The following is a 20,070-nucleotide window of genomic DNA, read 5'->3' on the forward strand; positions in this document are numbered from 1 at the left end:
GCACGCTGTCACGCTGGCTCGACCGATCCGGTCGGAGGCCACCATGAGCAGAGCCACTCGCCCGCCGTCACCGTCGCACCCGCTGCTGCGCAAGAAGAGCATCGACCAGATGCTCGCCGCGAGCCGGGGTGAGCACGGGTCGGAGCATCTCGAGCGGTCGATGACCACGTTCCAGCTGATGATGTTCGGCGTCGGCGCGACCATCGGTACCGGTATCTTCTTCGTCCTCGCGGTCACCGTGCCCAAGGCCGGCCCGGCCGTGATGATCACCTTCCTGCTCGTCGGCATCATCGCGGCGATGACCGCGCTGTGCTACGCGGAGGTCGCCTCGACGATCCCGGTGTCGGGTTCGGCGTACTCGTACTCGTTCGCCTCACTGGGTGAGCTGCCCGCGTACATCGTCGGCTGGTGCCTGATCCTCGAGTACGGCGTGGCCGGCGCCGCCACCTCGGTCGGCTGGGCGGAGTACTTCAACGCCTTGCTGGACGACGTTTTCGGCTTCCGGATCCCCGAGTCACTGAGCTCCGGGCTGCTCGCCGAAGGTCCCGGCGTCATCAACCTGCCCGCCGTCGTCCTGGTCGGCCTGTGCTGCCTGTTGCTGCTGCGCGGCGCGAAGGAGTCGGCGCGGGCCAACGCGATCATGGTCGTCATCAAGCTGGCGGTGCTGGCGCTGTTCGTCGTACTGGCCCTGACCGGCTTCAAGTCCGGCAACCTGACGCCGTTCGCGCCCGAGGGGATCAGCGGGATCTCGGCCGCTATCCCGGCGATCTTCTTCACCTTCCTCGGCATCGATGCCGTCAGCACCGCGGGCGAGGAGGTCAAGAACCCCGGCCGGACCATCCCGCGGGCGGTCTTCGGCGCGGTCGCGATCGTGACGGTCTTCTACCTGCTGGTCGCCTTCGCCGCCGTCAGCGCCCAGCCGACCGCGAAGTTCGAGGGTCAGGACGCCGGCCTGGAGGCGATCCTCAACGACGTCACCGGGGTCGCGCTGCCCGGCATCATCATCGCGGCGGGCGCGGTCATCTCGATCTTCTCGGTCACCCTGATCACCGTCTACGGCCAGACCCGGATCCTGTTCGCGATGGGTCGCGACGGGATGCTGCCGCCATTGTTCAAAGAGGTGAACAGCAACACCTTGTCGCCGAACAAGAACGTGCTCGTCACCAGCGCCTTCATCGCGGTGCTGGCCGCGGTGGTACCGATCGACAAGCTGTTCGACCTGGTCAGCATCGGCACGCTGGCCGCGTTCATGGTCGTGTCGGCGACCGTGATCGTTCTGCGCCGGACGCGGCCCGACCTCAAGCGCGGCTTCCGGGTGCCGTTCGGCCCGGTGATCCCGATCCTGTCGATCATCTCCTGCGCTTACGCCGCGAGCACGATCGCCGCCGTCACCTGGATCTCGGTCGGGATCTGGCTGATCCTGGCGCTGTCGGTCTACTTCCTCTACAGCCACAAGCATTCCGTCCTCCACGACACCGAGGCAGGTGAACTGTGAAGGCCGTAGTCGCGTACCGCGGCGGCGACGACACTCCCGAGGCTCTCGAACTCGGCGCGACACTACGCCGTACTACGGGAGCCGAACTGCTGGTGGTCGCCGTCCTACCGCCCACCTCCGAACCCGGCACCGAACGAGTCGATCTCGAATACCGCCAATGGCTCGACTCCGTCGCCGACCAGGCCCGACGCACAGCGGTCGAGACCCTGTCGCCCGGCTACCCCGACGGCCTGGAGTTCCGCCGGATCGCCTCCAACTCCGTCGCCGACGGGCTGGTCCGCGTCGCCGAGGAGTCCGATGTCGACCTACTCGTCCTGGGTTCCGCGCGAGCCGCCACCCAGGGTTCGCTCCTCGTCGGCAGCGTCAGCTCGCGCCTGCTGCACTCATCCCCGGTACCGATCCTGCTCGCTCCACAGGGCTATGGCGGCGACCCCCTGGCCACCTTCGGCTCGTTGACCTGCGCGTACGCCGGTACCGACCGATCCCGCGAAGCGCTCGCCGCGGCCTGCTCCCTGGTCAAGCGCTACGACGGCCACCTCCGGGTCGCCACCTTCGTCCCCCGCGCCAACACGATGTACCCACCCGAGGTCGGCCTCGACGCCGAGGACATGGTCGCCGCCCAATGGGCCGAGCAGGCAGTCGAACTCCATGAAGACGCCCTCGAATTCTGCAAGAACCACGGCGTCACCGCCGTCGAGACAGTAGTAGCCCGAGGCCAGGGCTGGCCCGGCGCACTCACCGCGATCCCCTGGTCCCCCAACGACATCCTCGTCCTCGGCTCCAGCCGGCTCGGCCAGCTCGCCCGGGTCTTCCTCGGCTCGACGGCCACCAAGATCCTCCGCCACACGCCGGTACCGGCTCTCGTAGTACCGGCCGGGACCTATACGTGGTCAGACTGATTCCATGACCGAGCCTGTGCGTGTGATCCGGGAAGTCGACCTGGTGGCGACTGACCCGACCAGCGGGATGCTCCGCAAGAAGGCGTTCGAGCTGCCGATCCTGTGGGCCGGCCGGGTCGAGACCCAGCCCGGCGCCGTCTCCGGATGGCATCACCACGACCGCAACGAGACCAGCCTGTACGTCGTATCGGGCATCCTCCGGCTGGAGTTCGACGGCGGCGACGGCTATCTGGACGCCGAGGCCGGGGACTTCATCTACGTCCCGGCGTTCACCATCCACCGCGAGAGCAATCCCACCGACGAGGTGTCCGTCGCTGTGATCGCCCGCGCGGGTGGCGGCATTCCGACGGTGAACGTCGAGGACTACTTGAAGCGTTCGTAGGCGGGCAGCGTCAGGAAGTCGATGTACTCGTCGTCCAGAGCCACCGCGAGGAAGGTCTCGCGAGCCGTGGCGAAACGGGCCGGGTCCTCGAGCTTGGCGATCTCCTCGTCGGCGAGCTTGGTGACGAGGTCGGTGGTGACCGTGGCGCCGGTGTCGAGGACGACGTTGTTCTGACGCCACTGCCAGATCTGGGAGCGCGAGATCTCGGCGGTGGCGGCGTCTTCCATCAGGTTGAAGATGCCGACCGCGCCGGTGCCTTCGAGCCAGGCGGCGAGGTACTGGATCGCCACGCTGATGTTGTTCCGCAGACCGGCCTCGGTCACCGAGCCAGGAGTCGAGGCGACATCCAGCAGCTGCTGGGCGGTCACGTGCACGTCCTCACGCAGTACGTCGAGCTGGTTCGGCCGGTCACCCAGCACCGAACTGAAGACCGCCTTGCACGTCTCGACCATGCCCGGGTGCGCTACCCACGACCCGTCGAACCCGTCGCCGGCTTCGCGCGTCTTGTCCGCCTCGACCTTCGCGAACGCCTGCTCGTTGACCGCCGGATCCTTGCTCGGGATGAACGCCGCCATCCCGCCGATCGCGTGCGCGCCGCGCTTGTGACAGGTACGGACGAGAAGCTCGGTGTACGCCCGCATGAACGGCACCGTCATCGTCACCGAGTTGCGGTCCGGCAGCTGGAAGTCGGCGCCACGGGTCCGGTACGTCTTGATCACCGAGAACATGAAGTCCCAGCGCCCCGCGTTCAGCCCGGCCGAGTGCTCGCGCAGCTCGTACAGGATCTCTTCCATCTCGAAGGCCGCCGGGTACGTCTCGATCAGCACGGTCGCGCGGATCGTGCCGCGTGGCAGTCCGAGGAAGTCCTGCGCGAGGACGAAAGCGTCGTTCCACAGCCGCGCCTCGAGGTGCGACTCCATCTTCGGCAGGTAGTAGTACGGCCCGGCGCCACGATCGAGCTGCAGTTGTCCACAGGCCACGAGGTATAGCGCGAAGTCCACCAAAGACCCCGAGGTCCGCTCGCCGTCGACCAGCAGGTGCTTCTCCGGCAGATGCCAGCCGCGCGGCCGGACCACGATCGTCGCCAGCTCGTCGTCGGGCTTCAACGCATAGGACTTGGTCGCGGTGCTGAAGTCGATCTTGCGGCTGATGGCGTCGAGCAGGTTGAGCTGCCCGCCGACCACGTTCTCCCAGGTCGGCGTGTTCGCGTCCTCCTGGTCGGCCAGCCAGACCTTCGCGCCCGAGTTCAGCGCGTTGATCGTCATCTTCCGGTCGGTCGGCCCGGTGATCTCCACCCGCCGGTCCACCAGCCCGGGAGCGGCGTCCGCCACTCGCCACGACGGGTCCTCCCGGACAGCCTTCGTCTCCTCCAGGAACCCGAGCGACCCACCGGCCGCGATCTCTTCCTGCCGCGTCTGCCGCCGCTCCAGCAACTCCAGCCGGCGCGGGTTCAGCTCCCGGTGCAGGAGCCCGATCAGCTCCAGCGCCCGCTCGCTCAGGATCTCGTCGTACCGCTCACCCATCGGCCCGATGACGTCGACTGACACAGCTGGACTCCTATCGGTCCTGCAGTAGCGGCAGGACGTCTCGTAGTACGGCGGCATGCTCCTCGGGTTTCCCGAGACCCATGTTCATCGTATTCACCCCGAGATGCGTCGCCCCCAGCTCCCGCCATCCCTCGACGAAATCAGGCCACTCCTTCTCCGGTACCGCCCCCAGCGTCAGCCGCGCCTCGAACCCGATCTCCGCCGGATCACGGCCGGCCTCGACCGCAGCTGACCTGACCAGCTCGACCTGTCGCCGCGCCTCAGCGGTCGGCGGGCTCTGCGGCATCCAACCGTCACCGATCCGGCCGGTACGGCGTAGTACCGCGTCCGCTCCGCCGCCGAACCAGACCGGGATGCGCCGGCGCGGCGGCAACGGGTTGAGCCCGGCCTCGACCACCTTCTCGTGCCGGCCCTCAGCCGAAATGACCGGCTCGGCCCAGAGCTTGCGCAACAACTCGACCTGCTCGGTCAACCGCGCACCACGCCGCTCGAAAGGCACCCCGAGCGCCTCGTACTCGACCGCGTTCCACCCGATACCGACGCCCAGCCGCAGTCGCCCACCGCTCAGCACATCGACCTCGGCAGCCTGCTTCGCGGCCAGCGCCGTCTGGCGTTGCGGCAGAACCAGTACGCCGGTGACGAGCTCCAGCGTCGTCGTGATGGCCGCCATGTACCCGAAGAGCACGAAGACCTCATGGAACAGCGACTTGTCCGTGTAACCCGTCCAGCCCGGCCGATTGGCCGGGTCAGCCCCGAGCACATGGTCGTAGGCGAGCGCATGCGTGTAGCCGGCCGCCTCGACGGTCTCGGTCCACTCCCGGACAACGGCCGGATCGGCGCCGATCTCCAGCTGCGGAAAGATCGCTCCGATCCTCACTGGACGATCCCTTCGAGCAGTGCGACGGTCATGAGGCAACTCCTTCGAGAAGGTCGACGAGGCCGGCGACGGCGAGCTCGAACGGTTCGTCCGATCCGTCGGCCCGGGCCAGCACATAGCCGCCCTGCAGTACGGCCGCGATGGTGGCGGCGGTCCGGTCCGGATCCAGGCCGGCCGGATACTCGCCAGATTCCTTGCCTTCAGCAACGATCTCGGCAAGCCGGGCGCGGATCCAGGTGAAGGTCTCGGCGACCGGCGCACGGAGTACCGGATCGGCGATGACGTCCGGATCGGCGGTCAGCCGGCCCATCCGGCAGCCCTTGAGGACCTCGCGGTCCCGCTCCAGATAGTTCGTGATCCGCTCGGTCGCCGTGCCGGTGCCGGCGAACTGCTCCTCGGCGGCCGCGCGCAGCTCCGCGCCGGACCGCTCGATGGCTGCTCTGGCGAGCTCGGCCTTGCCGCTGAAGTGGTGGTACATGCTGCCCTGACCGGCCTCCGCGGCGAGCTGGATCGCCTTCGGACTGGTGCCGACATAGCCCCGTTCCCAGAGCAATTCCTGCGTGCTCCGGATCAACCGTTCCGCTGCTTCCACCTCGCCACTGTACCCACGCGTAGGTACAGCTGCTGTTACCAGCAGGTTTCCCAACACGGCCGACCTCACGCGGCAGGGCCATGTACAGATATTGTCTGGCGGCATGGGCACCAGGGTCGCGATCGCCGTCATCACCTTTCGGCGACCCGCTCTGCTGGCAGCGCTGCTCGACAGCCTGCTCGCCCAGGAACTTCCGGAAGAAGAGGACTACACCGTCCGGATCATCGTCGTCGACAACGACGACGAGGGCAGCGCCACCGAAGTGATCGAGCGAGCGGCCAAGGACGGCCGCTATCCGGTCGAGGCCGCGATGGAGCCGGAGCCCGGAATCCCGTTCGCCCGGGAGAAGTCGGTCCTGCTCGCCTGGGACGACGACGCGCTGATCTTCGTCGACGACGACGAGGTCGCGCCGGCCGGCTGGCTCGCCACCCTGCTGCGCGCCTGGCGCTCGACCGGCGCCGACGTGGTCACCGGGCCGGTCCGGGGCATCCTGCCGCCCGGCGCACCCGCCTGGAATCGGCACAGCGACGTCCACGACTCCACCGGCCGGCATCAGAGCGGCGATCCGCGGAACAAGGCGTACACGAACAACACCCTGGTCGCCCAGCACGTCTACCACTCGGTGACGCCCAGCTTCCATCCCGCATTCCGCTACACCGGCTCCAGCGACCTGCACTTCTTCCTCCGCGTGCACCGCGCCGGATACCGGATCGTCTGGTGCGAGGAAGCCCAGATCCACGAGCATGTGCCACCGTCCCGGACGACCCTGTCCTGGCTGGTCCGCCGCGCCTTCCGCTCCGGCAGCGGCGACACCATCAGCCGGTTGCTGATCCGGCCGGGCGTGCGCGGCTACGTCCTGGTCCTGGCCTATTCTTTGGCCCGGATCGTGTCGGCCCTGGGGTTCGGCCTCGGCGGTCTGCTGCTGTTCCGGAAGGCGTTCCTGCTGAAGGCCGTCCGCCGGTTCTTCTCCGGCATCGGCAGCCTCGCGGGAATAGTAGGGATCAACCATGACGAGTACCGGGAGCGGCACCATCCTGACGGTCACGACGGTTTGCCAGGCGATCTGGAAGGTGGAGCGGGAGCTGGACCTGCTGACCTGGGAGATCGACGGCGTACGACCGTGGCCGATCATCCGGATGCGCATCTTCCATGAGCTGACCCGCCGCAGCGGCCTGCACGGCGACCCCCACCCGGTACGCCGGACGCGCGCCGACCAGGTCCGGCTCGTCGGCAAGCACGTCGCCGGCACCGTCACCCGCAATCCGTTCCTGGCCCGCGGCTCGTACGACGCTCTGGTGGTCCCCCACCCGCGCAAACCCGGCGGCATCGAGATCTACACCGACTCCTTGCGCTCAACGCTGGGCGGCTCGGCGCTGGTGCTGGACTCGGGGATCAACGGGACCCCGCTGCCGGGAAGCGTCAACCTCGACTTCTTCACCTCGGCTTCTGGTGCCGTTCGAAGCCGGCGGGTGCATGCCCGCTGCGCCGAGATCGCCTCCGCGCTGGAGAGCGAGACGGGCGTCAAGGTCCCGGTCGCCGCCCTGGTCGCTCGCGAGGTGCCGAAACACAGTCGGCTGCGCGCGGTGTATCGCACGCTGCTCAAGCGCCGCCGGATCAAGACCGTGTACGTCGTGGTCGCGTACTTCCACCAGCACATCGTCGGAGCCGCTCGCGACCTCGGCATCCGGGTCGTCGAGCTCCAGCACGGCGCCATCAGCCCGTACCACCTCGGCTACAGCTACCCCGGCCGGCCCGACGTGGCTGACCAGCCCGACGAGCTCTGGTGCTTCGGCTCCTACTGGACCGACGTCGCCGAGCTGCCCGCTCGGATGAAGGCCGAGGTTGCCGGCGCCTCCTTCATCTCCCCACTGTCGGCGACCGAGCTGGCGGCCAAGGACCCGCGCCTGGTCGTCTTCCTCTCGCAGGGCACGACCGGCCCGGCACTGCTCTCCTATGCGGCCTCGCTGGCCACTGCGCGGCCGGACCTGGACGTGGCCTTCCACCTGCACCCGAGCGAGCGCAGTACGGACTATGTCCTGCCTGCTGGTGTCCGCATGTCCGCTGGCAACACGCTGACCCTGCTGGCGGCTGCCACCTACCAGGTGGGCGTCTCCACCACTGCTCTCTTCGAGGGCATGGTGCTCGGCTGCCGGACGGCTGTGGCCAACCTGCCCGGCCACGAGTACCTGGACCCCACCATCGCTCGCGGCGACTCCGTTCTAGTCCCCACCCCGGACGGCCTCGCGTCTGCTCTCGACACCTTGCCCAGGGCGTCCACCCCAGACAGCTACTACGCCGCACCGCGCCTACCGCTCTAGGCCTAGCGCTGCGCTCTGGGCCTACGGCTGGCGGCCGATGTAGCCGAGCAACCTGTCCTGGAGTGGCGCATCCTCGGGGACGGCGATCTCGGGGCCGAAGACCTCGATCCCGGGCCCGAAGGCGCCCGGAGTCCTGTACTGCTCGATCACCTCGGGCGGAATCGCGGAGTTGCTCGCCCACAACCGCTCCACGTCGACCGGATCCATCGTCTCGTCCTGCCCGGTCGCACGAGCCAGGTCCCATCCGTGCAGAACCAGGTCGTCGCTCACCACCTGATCGATCTGATCCGCTGCCGTCATCCGCCCGGCCGGCGTCTCGCACTCCTGAGCAGCCAGCGCCGGATCGTCCAGCACCGCCTCGACCGCAGTCCTCGCAGCCCGGAACGCCGCCAACGGGTCGTCCTGCACCGAGGGCCCGGAGTCCAGCGCCCGGCCCACCGGTCTCAGCATGACGCCGTGCATCACCACGACGTGATCGACGACGTCGCGTGCCGACCACTTCTCACACGGCGACCGGTTCGCCCACTGCTCCGGCCGGACCCCGGCGACCTTCTGTTCGAACACCTCGGCCCGGCGCCGGTACCGCTCCGCGATCTCGCCCATCACGCGCCTCCATCGGTCGCCGAAAGAAAATCCTCCACCCGGCCAACCTTTCGGGCAATAGTGCCGTCTCAGTGTGTGCAGGACCGAGGGGGTGCTGCGGACACAGATCAAAGGGGTTTGGGGACCATGAACAAGAAGATCAAGCTGGCCGTTTCCGCTTCCACCGCAGGGATCGCGGCCGTCGGCGCCGCCGGAGCTGTGCTGCTCGGCGCGCTGCCGAGCAACGCGGCGACCACGCACAATGTTGCCGCGAGCAACGCCACCGGCCTGAAGCCGTCCAGCCTGAGCTTCGTCAACGCCCGCTGGTTCTGCGAGGAGGGCAACTGGTTCGGCGGCAAGGACTGCCACATCGGCGCGGTCGTGCCGAAGGGCTGGAACGTGACCTCGCTCAACCACAGCGACGCTCAGTTCACCCCGAAGAAGGGCGCGTACTTCCTCCGCGTCGCCGAGGGTCCGTACAACCTGAGCACCAAGCAGGCCGTCGCGGCCAAGCAGAAGGCGCTCAGGGGCACCAAGAACCTCAAGGTGCAGGGTGTGGCCACTGCCCGCTCGGGCGGGATCGTGTACTCCACGATCGTCTACACCTACACCGACTCGGCCAAGCACACCCGCTGGGTCGCGACCCGCTACCAGGACCGCTCGGGCACCGGCAAGTCCGCCGGGATCGAGATCACCGTCGGCGGGACCGTCGCGGACAAGGCCGGGCTGACCACGGTGCTGGCGCGCGCCACCACGTCGGCGTACCAGGCCGGCTGACCGAAGTACCAGCAGTACCAGCCTTGCCTGATTTGCACCAAGGGGCAGAGGTTCGCGGGGGAGGCGAACCTCTGCCCCTGGTGCGTCGTCAGAAGGGGTGCAGGTCCACGGGGGCCCTGCAACTCAAGGGGGATCGAAGAGATGAACAAGATGATCAAGCGGGGTATCGCAGGCGTCGGGGCGCTCGGAGCAGCCGGAGGGGTGCTGTTCGGAGCGCTGCCGAGCGACGCGGCGACCGGTGCCGCCGCAAGCCAGCCCGGGCCGCTGCACTCCAGTCAGCTCAAGTACGTCATGCACACGTGGGCCTGCGATTCCGACGCCGGGCTGGACGGTCGGGCCTGCCAGGTGGGCGCGGAGGTCCCGAAGGGGTGGGCGTGGACGAAGGTGGATCGCTACCAGGCGCGGTTCGACAAGTCGAACCTGTGGATGGTGCGCATCGACGGCTACCTGCCGAACGCGGGCAGCACCGCGGCGATGGCCAAGGCCAAGCAGAAGGCGCTGCGTGGTACCGCCGGCCTGAAGATCCTGTCGGTGAAGTCCAGCAGCCTGCCCAACACGGTGACCAAGTCGCGGATCTACTTCACTACGGTCACCTACACCTACCGTGACGCCACTCGCGGCATCCGCTGGGTAGCCACCCGGTACGCCGACCCGATGGACCACGGCGCCGGCGCCCAAGAGGAGTTGACCGTCAGCGGCCGCCCCCAAGACGCAGGCGCCCTCGGCGTAGTGCTGAACCGCGCTACACAGACGGTCGCCCTCGCGGGTTGATCAGAGCGTAATCAGTACTCGGTGGCCGGCGGGGACTGTCTCGGCTAGGTCGTGGGCTGTTGCGATCTGGTCGAGTGGGAGGCGGGCGGCGATCGGGTAGTGCAAGTCGCCGGACTGGACGGCGTCGGTGAGGTCGGCCGCCGCCGTGCGGTTCGCTTCCTCGGGGAAGTCGTCGTTGCTGAGGAAGCGCACGGTCAGGTTCTTGAAGGCCAGTTCCCAGTACGGCACGGTCGGCTGGGTCTCGCGGGTCGCGTACGTCGTGATGGTGCCGCCGTAGCGCAGCAACTCGACATCAGCACTCAGACCGGTGTCGAAGGCGACCTCCGCGATGAGGTCCACACCGTTCGGGCCGGCCAGCTCGTTGAGCTGGGCAACGAGTCCGCCTTCCGCCGCGACGGTGTGGGTGGCGCCGAGTTCGCGCGCGGCGGCGAGGTCGGCGTTCCGGCGTACGACGGCGATGGTTCGAGCGCCACCGCGCTTGGCAACGGCCAGGGCGGCTCGGCCAACGGCACCCAGGGCGCCGGTCACCACAATCGTGCGACCTTCGACTGGGCCGGCCGCGAAGACCGCTCGGTGGCCGGTGATTCCGGGAATGCCGAGGCCCGCGACGTCCTCGAAGGAGACCTCGGCGGGAATGGCAACGGCGTGCTCGGCGGGGACGACCACGAACTCGGCCGCAGTACCGAACGGGCGGTACGACTGCGCCAGATAGACCCAGACCCGCTCACCGACGCGACTCGCGTCCACCCCGGCGCCGACGCGGTCGATGACGCCTGCGCCGTCGCCATGCGGGATCACCCGCGGGTAGGTCATCGTCGAACCCCACCAGCCCTGGCGCTTGCCGAGGTCACCGACATGCACCGCCGACGCGGCGACGCTGACTCTGACCTCCCCCGGGCCAGGCTCCGGATCGGGCAACTCGCCGACCTGGAGCACCTTCGCGGCCGGGCCCTGTTCGTCGTACCAGGCCGCGTGCATCAGACCGACACACCTTCCTCGGCGCTGACCAGAGCGTCGATCGCCGCGAAGAAGCGGGCGATGCCGGGGAGGTTGCCACCCTTCTCCCGGGACGCGGCGAAGTCCTCAGGGGTCTCCCACTCGACGATGTCGAGCCATTCGTCGTCGGGCAGCTTGACCAGCTGGGCCCGGACGAAGCCGGTCCGGTCGGCCGCGAAGTCGGCCAGCATCTCCGGTCGCGCGGCCAGCAGCTCCGCCTCACGCCCGGCCTTGAAGCGGGTCAGTTCGATCGTGCTCATCGTCATCCCTCTCATTGATCACTAATTCTGATCGTCACCAATCCTTACTATAATCTCGAACCAGTTGCCATGTTCCGATATTCCCGGGGTGCTCAGTCCGCCGCGTAGGTCAGGTGCAGGAGTGGGTACGGCTTGCCCATGCCGTCGAGGGCTGAGCGGCCGGTCACCTTGAAGCCGTTGTGGAGGTAGAAGCCGATCGCCTGCGGGTTCTGCTCGTTGACGTCCAGGGTCTGGGCGCCGAAAGCGGTCAGGGCGTGGTGTAGCAGAAGCCTGCCGCCGCCCTGGCCGCGGACCGCCGGATCGAGGAACAGCATCTCGAGCTTCCCGTCCTCCACGCCGGCGAATCCGACCAGGACGCCTTCGTCGTCCCGCAGGCCGGCCAGATGCTGGATCTGCCCGAACCCCTTCCGGACCAACGGCCGGAAGATCTCGATGTCCGCGTCGGAGACGAAGTCGTGCGTCGCCCGGACGGACGCCTCCCACACCTCGGCCGCCCGGTCGTACTCGTCCGGCCGGATCTCCGAAACCTTCATGTCGTGTACAACCTGACCACTCCATCGCCGGACCGGACCGTCCAGCCATCCGTGTGATACGTGATGATCTCGCCGGCCTGCGACGACTCCTCACCGGCCGACACCAGCTCGATCCGCCGGACGGACTGCTTCGTCCCCGCCACGATCACCTTGCTCCTGGCCTCGAGCACGTTCAGCGCGGCCGACTTCCGGACCAGCGCCGCACCCGGGTCGCTCAACCGAAGCACCAGCTCCTCCGGCGTGAACATCGGCGCCTCCGAAGCCAGCTCGGGATCCTGTGGCGCTCCCGGCTCCCCCGCGAACGCCCGCGCCGCGCCTTCTTCCAGTACTTCGCGCAGCATCTCCCGCCAGGCCTGGAAGATCGCCGCGCCGGTGAGGTCCTCGGGCAGCGGCCGCTCACGCTGACTCAGGATCGCGCCGGTGTCGAACTCCGCCTCGGTCCGATGCAGGGTCGCGCCGACCGTCGTCGCGCCTTCGTAGACCAGCCGGACCGGATTCGGCCCGCGCCCGGCCGGAAGCGGCGACGGGTGCAGGTTCACCGCGCCGTACGTCGGGATCTTCAGGATCTCGGCCGGGATCAGTCGGGGGAAGGCGGCCGAAATGACGAGGTCTGGCTCCAGCGCGGCGATCGCGGGCGCGGCCACGGTCCGGAGCTTGCTGGTGATCAGGACGTCCGCGGTGGGTGGCAATCCGAGCACGAACGGCGGCGCAGCCGCGTCGTACCGGTCGCCGGCGCCGGCGGGTGGAGTCACCACCAGCACGATCTCGTGGCCGTTCTCCTCGGCCCACCCGGCGATGTTGTGGTAGCCGGGCAAGAACGCGTTCATCGTCACGATCCGCATGGGACCTAGTCAATCATTGCGGCTCAATCGATATTCGAGGCTGCCCAGGCGGAGATGTCGTCACGGCGGATCGCGGCGGCCATCAGGTCGGGGAAGAGCTCGGGAGTGCAGGCGAAGGTCGGTACGCCGAGGTCGGCGAGGGCCGCCGCGTTCTCCGCGTCGTACGACGGGGTGCCCGAATCCGACAGTGCGAGCAGCGCGATCAGCTGGACGCCGGACTCCACCAGATTGCGGGCGCGTCGGAGGAGCTCCTCGCGGATACCGCCTTCGTACAGGTCGCTGATCAGGACCATCACCGTCTCGCCGGGCCGAGTGATGAGCTGTTCGCAGTACGCGACGGCGCGGTTGATATCGGTGCCGCCGCCGAGCTGGGTGCCGAAGAGGACGTCGACCGGGTCGTCCAGCTCCTCGGTGAGATCGACGACGGACGTGTCGAAGACGACGAGGCTCGTGCGCAGGGCACGCATCGACCCCAGTACGGCGCCGAACAGGCTCGCGTAGACGACGGATTCGGCCATCGACCCCGACTGATCGATCGCGAGTACCACGTCCCGCTGCACGCTGTGGTTGCGTCGGGCGTAGCCGACCAACCGGTCCGGAACGATCGTGCCGAGCGTCGGAGAGAAGTGCTTGAGGTTGGCGCGGATCGTCCGGTCCCAGTCGATGTCCGAGTGCCGCGGCCGACCGGTCCTCCCCGCGCGATCGAGTGCGCCGGTCACCGCTGCCCGGGTGCGCTCGGCCAGCCGGGCCTCCAGCTCTGCAACGACCCGGCCGACGACCTCGCGGGCGGTCTGCTTGGTCTCCTCGGGCATGACCTCGTTGAGCGCGAGCAGGGTGCTGACCAGGTGGACGTCAGGCTCGACCGCGTTGAGCAGCTCGGGTTCCATCAGCATCCGGGTGATGCCGAGGCGCTCGACCGCGTCGCGTTGCATCACCTGGACGACGGTGCTCGGGAAGTACTGCCGGATGTCACCCAGCCAGCGGGCGACGCGCGGCGCTGACGAGCCGAGGCCGGCTGACCGTTTCGTACCGGGCTCGCCGCGTTCGGCGTCGTACAGGGCGGCCAGCGCAGCGTCGACGGAGCGGTCGGCGGAGGACAGTTCCGAGCCGGTCTCCGGATCGGCCTCGCTGCCGAGGACCATTCGCCAGCGGCGCATGCGTTCGTCGTCCGGCATCGTCACACCCCCAGCAATCGCTTGACGACGGGCAGGACCGATGCCGCCAGCAACGAATCCAGCTCGTTGTCGTCGGCGACGACGGCGGCTGCCGGGTCGGCGAGGGCGCGGGCACGGTCGCCGATCGAGCGTCGTTCGGGTGAGGCGAAGGTGCCGAAAGTCCTGCGGAGCAAGGGCAATGCCTCCAGGAACGCGTCATCGGGGATCGCCGCGAGCCAGGTGTCGACCAGGGCGAGTAGGCGTTCGTCGTGGACCAAGAGGAGGCCACCACCGGCCAGGAAGCCCTCGACATAGCCGGCCGCGTCGGCTGTCGGCGTACCAGGAGACAGGGCTCGGCCGAGCCTCAGGGCGACCTCCGTCGCTTCCAGTCGGGAGGTGTCGAGCATCAGGCGGGTGAGACGGCCGGCGATCAGCGGCGGTACGGATGGGCGGTCGCTGAGGCCTTGCAGGGTTGTGAGCCATTCTTCGCGGATGGTCTCGGCGAGGAGGGCAGTCGCGTCTTGGACGTCGTCGATGAGTTCGAGGACCTTGGCGGCAGCTTCGGGGTCGAGGCCGTGGACGGTTCGGCCGAGGCCTGCGCAGACGCGCGAGACCATGCGGCCGGCGACGAGGCCCAGACCTTCGGCAGATGAGCCGCGCACGTCGCCGTACCGGGCTGATCTTGCGAGGGCGGGGAGCGCGGCCATCAGGTGGCCGACGTCGGCGTCCTTGGCGGCGCGGGTGTCGACGCCTTGGAGCAGGGTCGGCAGCGCGTCATTGAGGTCTGCCAGCAGCGAGCGCTCCAACGCGGAGGTCACCTCGGCGAGGGTTGCTGAATCCTCGGCGGCCTTGAGCATCGTCGTCGTGGCCGCGCCGAGCACGGTCGTGCCGTGGGCGCCGGCGGCGACGAGATCAACCTCGAGGCCGGGGTCCCAGGCGAGCTTCCAGCTCTCGCGGAAGGTGCCTTGGTTGCGGCGCTCGTCCGCTGTCGGCAGACCCCAGTCGATGCCGAGGATGCGGAGCCGGTGCAGCAGGCGCGACTTCGCCAGGTCGTTCGGCTTGCGCAGGTCCAGCTCGATGACCCGCTCGGCGGCGTCTCGCTTCAGCCTGAGCGTTTTGGCCTGCGCCGCCAGGTCAGCCGCAACCGGTGCCTGAGGAGTTTCGGACGGTACTTCGCCCAGCAGCTCACCGACCACGGCCTCGCGAGTGACCAGGTTGAGCAGTACGTCGTTGCCGCCACACATCACGGCCCGAGTGGCCTCGGTGACCTCGCTCAGCCCGGCGAGGGGGCGTTCTCTCAACGCAGCAAGGGCGTCTGCGAGGCGTACAGCCTCGATGACGTGCGCACTCGATACGGGGAGGTCCTCCTTGCGGAGCACCTGGGCGACCTTCGTCAGCCAGCGGGTGGTGATCTGGTCGGGGGCGGTGAAGAGGTGGTGGTACCAACCGGGCGAGGTGACGCCGGCCCCGTACCCGCTGGCCGTGGCCAGCCGGCCATGCGTCCACGGCACCCACGTACAGGCGACCTTGCGCTTCGGCAGGCCTCTCAGGATCTGCTGGTCATGCGTTGCCGTGGGCAAGGGAATCTGCAGTGCCGGCACGTGCCAGGCGCCGCAGACGACGGCGATCCGCTCGAAGCCTTCCTTGATCGCCTTGCGCAGGGTCGTGCGCATGTAGGCCTCGCGCTGCGCCTCGCGGCCGGTCGTCTCTTCACCACGGCGCAGTTCGGTCATCGCCTCGGCGATCACCGTGAACGGCTCGGCGCCGTCGCGCCGGTGCTCGATCACGTCGTCCCACCAACGCTCGGGATCGTCGTACCCACCCGCCGCGGCCAGCGTCGCCAGCGGGTCCGCCGATGCTCCCCGCCGGTCTTCCCGTCCTGAGCTCCCGAACTGATAGGCCGCCGGCAGATCGCAGAACCGCACCGGTACGCCGGCCGCCAACGCGTGCCTGATCGCCTGCCACTCAGGACTGAACACCGCGAACGGCCAGAAGGCGGCCCGCGTCGAATCGTCCGCCGCATAAGCGAGCAACGCCACCGGCGGCACCATCTCCGCCGAGGCCGCGAGCTCGACCACCTTGTCGGCCTCGGGCGGTCCCTCGATCAGCACGATGTCCGGCTGCAACTCCGCCAGGGCAGCCGCGAGCGCCCGGGCGGACCCGGGACCGTGGTGCCTGATGCCGAAGAGGTGGACGGTCATCCTGAGATGTCCCGGCACGCGCGATAGAAGTCGGCCCAGCCGTCGCGCTCGCGGACCACGGTTTCGAGGTACTCCGACCAGACCACCCGGTCTGCCGACGGGTCCTTCACCACGGCTCCGAGGATGCCACCGGCGACGTCGTTCGACCGGAGTACGCCGTCGCCGAAGTGCGCTGCCAGGGCGAGTCCACCGGTGACGACGCTGATCGCCTCGGCAGTCGAGAGGGTGCCTGACGGTGACTTGACGGCGGTACGGCCGTCTTCTGTCCGGCCGGACCTCAGCTCGCGGAAGACGGTGACGACGCGGCGGATCTCCTCCAGCGCGTCATCCTGCTGCGGCAGCTCGAGCGACGAGCCGAGTTGCGCGACCCGGCGGGACACGATGCCTACCTCATCCTCGGCGTCGTCGGGCAGCGGAAGTACGACCGTGTTGAACCGCCTGCGGAGTGCGCTGGACAGCTCGTTGACGCCCTTGTCGCGATCGTTGGCGGTGGCGATGACGTTGAATCCCTTACGGGCTTGGACTTCCGTGCCCAGCTCGGAGATCGGCAGCGCCTTCTCGGACAGGATCGTGATCAGCGCGTCCTGGACATCGGAGGGCATCCGGGTCAGCTCTTCGATCCGGGCGATCTTCGCGTCGGCCATCGCGCGGAACACCGGACTCGGCACCAGTGCCTGCTCACTGGGGCCTTGGGCAATCAGTTGCGCGTAGTTCCAGCCGTAACGGATCGACTCCTCGGCCGTGCCCGCCGTCCCCTGCACGAGCAGCGTCGAGTCGCCGCTGATGGCCGCAGCGAGGTGTTCGCTGACCCACGTCTTCGCAGTACCCGGTACGCCGAGCAGCAACAGCGCGCGGTCCGTCGCGAGCGTGGCGACGGCGACCTCGACGAGCCGACGGGGACCGACGTACTTGGGGGTGATCTCGACGTCTCCCGCCTTGCCACCCAGGAGATAGGTGACGACCGCGGCCGGCGACAGCTTCCACGAGGGCGGCCGGGTCCGGTCGTCGGTGGCTGCCAGGGCGGCCAGCTCGTCGGCGTACTCGTCCTCGGCGTGCGGTCGGAGTACCTCAGGGCCCACTGGACTCACCGGGCTCGTTGTCATGACAGCTCCTCGTACATTTCACGACGGAAATTCAGGGTCTCGATCAGGCGCCGCCGCCAGGTGTCTTCCTCACCGGTCGGCTCGCGGGTGATCGGGTGGTCCAGTACTTCGGCCGGTACCGCGCGCGCCGCGATGCTCGCGAGTCGCGCGTGCCGGCGATCAGCGCCGAGCCTGGCCAGCTGGTCCAGTACTGCGTTGCCCAGCTGCGTCGGCCATGGCACCGGTAGGCCGCCGACCAGGTCGGCGATGTCTACGCGGGCTCTCAAGAGCTCGATGGCCGGCACCCACTCCTCGGGCGGCAGGATCTTGAGCAGCTCGGCGACCCGGCCGCCGGTTCTGGTGTTGGCCAGGAGGAGCGCGCGGGCCCAGTCTTTGTTGCCTTCACGCACCGTCGCCTGCGCCCAGGCGACCTGAAGGACCTCGGGCGAGCAGCCTTCGACCGGCCTGTTGATGTCTTCGAGTTCGTACGTCGTGAGTGGGGCGGCCGCCAGGATCTGGAGGAACCACCAGGCCCGCTTGCCGAATCCCTCCTGCGGCTCCGACTCGATGCCGTCGCGCTCCATGGCCTTGGTCAGCCTGGTCGGCAGGTCGACGGCGATGACACCCTGGCTGACCATCAGATGCGCGTGAACCCGCTCCGCCATCCGCTCCCCGTAGAGCGCCCCCGGAACCCGCTGCAGCAGCCCAGCCGCCGCCCGCCGAACCTCCTTCGACCGATCATCCAACGCCCGCTCCAGAAACACCTCGTCACCCGCTGTGCCGAGGTTGGTGGCGAGGAGGGCCAGGAAGTCGAGGCGGGTGGGGGCTGGTTCGGTCGGCCAGACTTCTTGGAGCGCCTCCAGCGCTGCCGCCGGATCCGTCCGGCGCAGCGCCCGCAGCCAACTGCGCCGCTGGACCGGATTCCCGTGCGTCCACTGATCATTGCCTTCGACAACAGCTTCGTGCAGGAAACGCCAGTCCGGGTTGAGGTCTGCGAGCCAGCTCGCCCTCCGCCCGGCCGCCTTGACCACCAACGGCCGGTACTCCGCACGGTTGCGCGCGTGATCGGCCAGGGCGGGGAGGAGTTCCGGCGGGACGCCCCAGCCCTTCGCGTCCGCTGCTCTGAGCCACTCGCCCAGCGCGGTGCTTTGGAAACCGGTGAGCATGGCGGAGAGTCGGCGGATGGCGGCTGGTCTGGGGAGGGGGCTGTCCTCGCCTTGGGTCGCGGGGAGTGGGGTCAGGCCTTCGAGGGGTACTCGGCCGGCTCGCTTGTAGAGGGTCGCGAGGGCCGCGGCATCGAGTAGGCCGCCTTCGCCCAGCTGCTCCTGGATCTTCGGCGGGAGTTCCTCGAAGCGGGGTGGTCTGCGGTCGGTACCGAGTAGTGCTGAGCTGACCAGGCCGTCCCAGCCCCTCACGACAGGATCACCGGGCGGTCGCCGTGCCAGCAGGTCATCGGCTTGAAGCCTGCTCGGTTCCACTCGCCAGCGACGGTCACTGGGTCACCTGCGGAGACGGCTAGGAGCTTCCAGAGGTCTACGCCGGGTAGGACCTCCAGTGCGTCTTGGTTGGCGTCTATCAGAGCCCAGTTGTCGCCGTTGGGGGTTGGGCGGACGTCTGCGAGGACTAGCGGCCAGCGCTCGTTCCAGGGGTCGGCTGCTAGCGATTCGACGTACGAGGCGAGGGCTTGCTTGGCGTTGAGGCCGCCTGGGCGGGGTGATGGGAGGCGAGGGGCGGTTTGGGTCAGCAGGGCTCGCATGGGGAGGGCACCCGGGTAGTAGGAGAGGACTGCGGGGATGAGTTCACCGGGGCGGGCCGGGAGCGGGTCTAGCTGGCGGCCGCCGGCTGCGAAGGTGAGGATGAGGGCTAGGCGTCCAGTGGTGGAGCCGCGGAGCCACAGGCGTCGTACCGTGAGGTGGTCGTCGGGCTCGATCACTCGGCCTAGTACTAGCCAGTCGTCTTCGACCTTCTCGCCTTCCGCGAGGACGCGGGCGGTTTCGACGGTCCAGCCGATGCGGGACTGGACGGTGTCGGCGAGGCTGGGTGGGAGCTCGGGGAGACGCTTGTGGGCCGAGACGATGAGGTGGATGAGGGAGAGCTCCTCGAGGAGTTCGCCCGGCCAGCCGTGGGTGCGGCCGACCACGGCGGCGGCTCGGCGTACGGCGCCTGCTACTCCGGGAGCCTGCGCGTCGACCATCCGGGCGGCCAGACGGCTCAGCTCGGAGTACCCACGCTGCTCGAATCCGCCGAGGCCGCGGCGTACCTGATCGTCCAGCCAGTTCTCCAGCTCGGCCATCCCCGCCGACACCCGATCAGCCCGCCTCGTGACCCGCTGCTGAGCCGCCAACGGATCCGCGACCTCACCCGGCTTCTTCTCCGCCTTCTCAGCCGCCTTCTCCGCCCGCCCTGCCCGCTCCTCGATCCAACTGGCCACCCACCCAGGCTCAGCCGTCTCCGTCAACTGCTGGTTGGCCGACAACAGCATGACCCCGAGCGCGTGCTTGCACGGAAACTTCCGACTAGGACAAGAGCATTTGAACGCGGGCCCGCTCAGATCGACCGCCGTCTGATACGGCTTCTTCCCACTCCCCTGACACAACCCCCACAACGCCCGCTCGGAGCTCCCCGCCCCGGACCACTTCTCCCCCCGAGCCAGCCCCTGAGCAGCCTTAGCCGAAGCAGCATCCGGCGCCAGCGCCAACACCTGCTCCACATCCAAGCCCGCCACCACACCCCCAGCCGCTCAACCTCTACCCCGCAGAGCA

General features: G+C 68.7%; 20 protein-coding genes. 7 read left to right on the plus strand and 13 right to left on the minus strand.

Translation table 11 applies throughout. The features are described 5' to 3' along the window. Window positions 1-43 precede the first annotated feature (43 nt). The 3 genes from ABD768_RS23620 to ABD768_RS23630 are packed head-to-tail and all read left to right on the plus strand — an operon-like array spanning window position 44 to window position 2,776. Complete coding sequence (locus tag ABD768_RS23620) at window positions 44-1,495, plus strand: amino acid permease (protein ID WP_343970547.1); 1,452 nt, start codon at window positions 44-46, stop codon at window positions 1,493-1,495. Beyond that, window positions 1,492-2,394, plus strand: coding sequence for a universal stress protein (locus tag ABD768_RS23625; protein WP_344844100.1), 903 nt, complete (start codon window positions 1,492-1,494; stop codon window positions 2,392-2,394). Before ABD768_RS23620 ends, ABD768_RS23625 begins: the two co-directional genes overlap by 4 nt. Before the next feature lie 4 nt (window positions 2,395-2,398). Beyond that, the gene (locus tag ABD768_RS23630; protein ID WP_343970553.1) at window positions 2,399-2,776 is read left to right on the plus strand and encodes a cupin domain-containing protein; all 378 of its coding nucleotides are present in this window, start codon (window positions 2,399-2,401) and stop codon (window positions 2,774-2,776) included. On the opposite strand, the gene aceB is transcribed toward ABD768_RS23630, so the two are convergent. From aceB to ABD768_RS23645, 3 genes are read right to left on the minus strand one after another with little or no spacing between them, the layout of a single operon-like run. Then, entirely contained in the window at window positions 2,758-4,323 is a 1,566-nt protein-coding gene (gene aceB / locus ABD768_RS23635; protein WP_344844103.1) for a malate synthase A, read from the minus strand. The two genes, ABD768_RS23630 and aceB, sit on opposite strands and share 19 nt — an antisense overlap. 10 nt (window positions 4,324-4,333) lie before the next feature. Next, window positions 4,334-5,200 carry an LLM class F420-dependent oxidoreductase gene (locus tag ABD768_RS23640; RefSeq protein WP_344844105.1) on the minus strand — a complete coding sequence of 289 codons (867 nt, stop codon included), beginning with the start codon at window positions 5,198-5,200 and terminating at the stop codon, window positions 4,334-4,336. Between the two features lie 28 nt (window positions 5,201-5,228). Beyond that, window positions 5,229-5,792 (minus strand): TetR/AcrR family transcriptional regulator, encoded by a 564-nt coding sequence (locus ABD768_RS23645; RefSeq protein WP_344844107.1) that lies wholly within the window; start codon window positions 5,790-5,792, stop codon window positions 5,229-5,231. Between the two features lie 103 nt (window positions 5,793-5,895). Here ABD768_RS23645 and ABD768_RS23650 point away from each other — a divergent pair, with 103 nt between their 5' ends. After that, on the plus strand, window positions 5,896-6,945 hold the full coding sequence (locus ABD768_RS23650; RefSeq protein ID WP_344844110.1) for a glycosyltransferase family 2 protein: 1,050 nt from the start codon (window positions 5,896-5,898) through the stop codon (window positions 6,943-6,945). Continuing rightward, complete coding sequence (locus ABD768_RS23655) at window positions 6,929-8,110, plus strand: hypothetical protein (protein WP_344845296.1); 1,182 nt, start codon at window positions 6,929-6,931, stop codon at window positions 8,108-8,110. The genes ABD768_RS23650 and ABD768_RS23655 overlap by 17 nt, the downstream gene beginning before the upstream one ends. 21 nt (window positions 8,111-8,131) lie before the next feature. Here ABD768_RS23655 and ABD768_RS23660 read toward each other — a convergent pair whose 3' ends face one another. Next, entirely contained in the window at window positions 8,132-8,713 is a 582-nt protein-coding gene (locus tag ABD768_RS23660; RefSeq protein ID WP_344844113.1) for a TIGR03086 family metal-binding protein, read from the minus strand. A 126-nt stretch (window positions 8,714-8,839) separates the two neighbouring features. Here ABD768_RS23660 and ABD768_RS23665 point away from each other — a divergent pair, with 126 nt between their 5' ends. Further along, a complete protein-coding gene (locus tag ABD768_RS23665) occupies window positions 8,840-9,469 on the plus strand; it encodes a hypothetical protein (protein ID WP_343970572.1) in 630 nt (209 codons plus the stop codon). 141 nt (window positions 9,470-9,610) lie between these two features. Then, window positions 9,611-10,240 (plus strand): hypothetical protein, encoded by a 630-nt coding sequence (locus ABD768_RS23670; protein ID WP_344844116.1) that lies wholly within the window; start codon window positions 9,611-9,613, stop codon window positions 10,238-10,240. Here ABD768_RS23670 and ABD768_RS23675 read toward each other — a convergent pair whose 3' ends face one another. The 9 genes from ABD768_RS23675 to ABD768_RS23715 form a co-directional block, all read right to left on the minus strand. Continuing rightward, window positions 10,241-11,218 (minus strand): NADPH:quinone reductase, encoded by a 978-nt coding sequence (locus tag ABD768_RS23675; RefSeq protein WP_344844119.1) that lies wholly within the window; start codon window positions 11,216-11,218, stop codon window positions 10,241-10,243. Continuing rightward, entirely contained in the window at window positions 11,218-11,496 is a 279-nt protein-coding gene (locus ABD768_RS23680; RefSeq protein ID WP_343970580.1) for a hypothetical protein, read from the minus strand. The genes ABD768_RS23675 and ABD768_RS23680 overlap by 1 nt, the downstream gene beginning before the upstream one ends. A gap of 92 nt (window positions 11,497-11,588) precedes the next feature. Next, a complete protein-coding gene (locus ABD768_RS23685; RefSeq protein WP_344844121.1) occupies window positions 11,589-12,029 on the minus strand; it encodes a GNAT family N-acetyltransferase in 441 nt (146 codons plus the stop codon). Next, window positions 12,026-12,871 (minus strand): methionyl-tRNA formyltransferase, encoded by an 846-nt coding sequence (locus ABD768_RS23690; RefSeq protein WP_344844124.1) that lies wholly within the window; start codon window positions 12,869-12,871, stop codon window positions 12,026-12,028. Before ABD768_RS23690 ends, ABD768_RS23685 begins: the two co-directional genes overlap by 4 nt. Window positions 12,872-12,894: 23 nt before the next feature. Then, entirely contained in the window at window positions 12,895-14,046 is a 1,152-nt protein-coding gene (locus ABD768_RS23695; RefSeq protein WP_425558448.1) for a VWA domain-containing protein, read from the minus strand. 2 nt (window positions 14,047-14,048) lie between these two features. Continuing rightward, complete coding sequence (locus ABD768_RS23700; RefSeq protein WP_344844128.1) at window positions 14,049-16,226, minus strand: DUF5682 family protein; 2,178 nt, start codon at window positions 16,224-16,226, stop codon at window positions 14,049-14,051. Beyond that, entirely contained in the window at window positions 16,223-17,329 is a 1,107-nt protein-coding gene (locus tag ABD768_RS23705) for an ATP-binding protein (RefSeq protein WP_343970595.1), read from the minus strand. Before ABD768_RS23705 ends, ABD768_RS23700 begins: the two co-directional genes overlap by 4 nt. After that, window positions 17,326-18,723 carry a DUF5691 domain-containing protein gene (locus ABD768_RS23710; protein ID WP_344844131.1) on the minus strand — a complete coding sequence of 466 codons (1,398 nt, stop codon included), beginning with the start codon at window positions 18,721-18,723 and terminating at the stop codon, window positions 17,326-17,328. The genes ABD768_RS23705 and ABD768_RS23710 overlap by 4 nt, the downstream gene beginning before the upstream one ends. Beyond that, window positions 18,720-20,036 carry an SWIM zinc finger family protein gene (locus ABD768_RS23715; RefSeq protein ID WP_344844133.1) on the minus strand — a complete coding sequence of 439 codons (1,317 nt, stop codon included), beginning with the start codon at window positions 20,034-20,036 and terminating at the stop codon, window positions 18,720-18,722. Before ABD768_RS23715 ends, ABD768_RS23710 begins: the two co-directional genes overlap by 4 nt. Window positions 20,037-20,070 lie beyond the last annotated feature (34 nt).

The organism is Kribbella ginsengisoli (assembly GCF_039537185.1).
GTDB lineage: Bacteria > Actinomycetota > Actinomycetes > Propionibacteriales > Kribbellaceae > Kribbella > Kribbella koreensis.

Bases quoted from the DNA above. Each gene is read 5' to 3' on its own strand.
- ABD768_RS23620 (WP_343970547.1), top strand. From the start codon at position 44: ATGAGCAGAGCCACTCGCCCGCCGTCACCGTCGCACCCGCTGCTGCGC.
- ABD768_RS23630 (WP_343970553.1), top strand. From the start codon at position 2,399: ATGACCGAGCCTGTGCGTGTGATCCGGGAAGTCGACCTGGTGGCGACT.
- ABD768_RS23650 (WP_344844110.1), top strand. From the start codon at position 5,896: ATGGGCACCAGGGTCGCGATCGCCGTCATCACCTTTCGGCGACCCGCT.
- ABD768_RS23655 (WP_344845296.1), top strand. From the start codon at position 6,929: ATGCGCATCTTCCATGAGCTGACCCGCCGCAGCGGCCTGCACGGCGAC.
- ABD768_RS23660 (WP_344844113.1), bottom strand. From the start codon at position 8,713: ATGGGCGAGATCGCGGAGCGGTACCGGCGCCGGGCCGAGGTGTTCGAA.
- ABD768_RS23665 (WP_343970572.1), top strand. From the start codon at position 8,840: ATGAACAAGAAGATCAAGCTGGCCGTTTCCGCTTCCACCGCAGGGATC.
- ABD768_RS23670 (WP_344844116.1), top strand. From the start codon at position 9,611: ATGAACAAGATGATCAAGCGGGGTATCGCAGGCGTCGGGGCGCTCGGA.
- ABD768_RS23675 (WP_344844119.1), bottom strand. From the start codon at position 11,218: ATGCACGCGGCCTGGTACGACGAACAGGGCCCGGCCGCGAAGGTGCTC.
- ABD768_RS23680 (WP_343970580.1), bottom strand. From the start codon at position 11,496: ATGAGCACGATCGAACTGACCCGCTTCAAGGCCGGGCGTGAGGCGGAG.
- ABD768_RS23685 (WP_344844121.1), bottom strand. From the start codon at position 12,029: ATGAAGGTTTCGGAGATCCGGCCGGACGAGTACGACCGGGCGGCCGAG.
- ABD768_RS23690 (WP_344844124.1), bottom strand. From the start codon at position 12,871: ATGCGGATCGTGACGATGAACGCGTTCTTGCCCGGCTACCACAACATC.
- ABD768_RS23695 (WP_425558448.1), bottom strand. From the start codon at position 14,046: ATGCCGGACGACGAACGCATGCGCCGCTGGCGAATGGTCCTCGGCAGC.
- ABD768_RS23700 (WP_344844128.1), bottom strand. From the start codon at position 16,226: ATGACCGTCCACCTCTTCGGCATCAGGCACCACGGTCCCGGGTCCGCC.
- ABD768_RS23705 (WP_343970595.1), bottom strand. From the start codon at position 17,329: ATGACAACGAGCCCGGTGAGTCCAGTGGGCCCTGAGGTACTCCGACCG.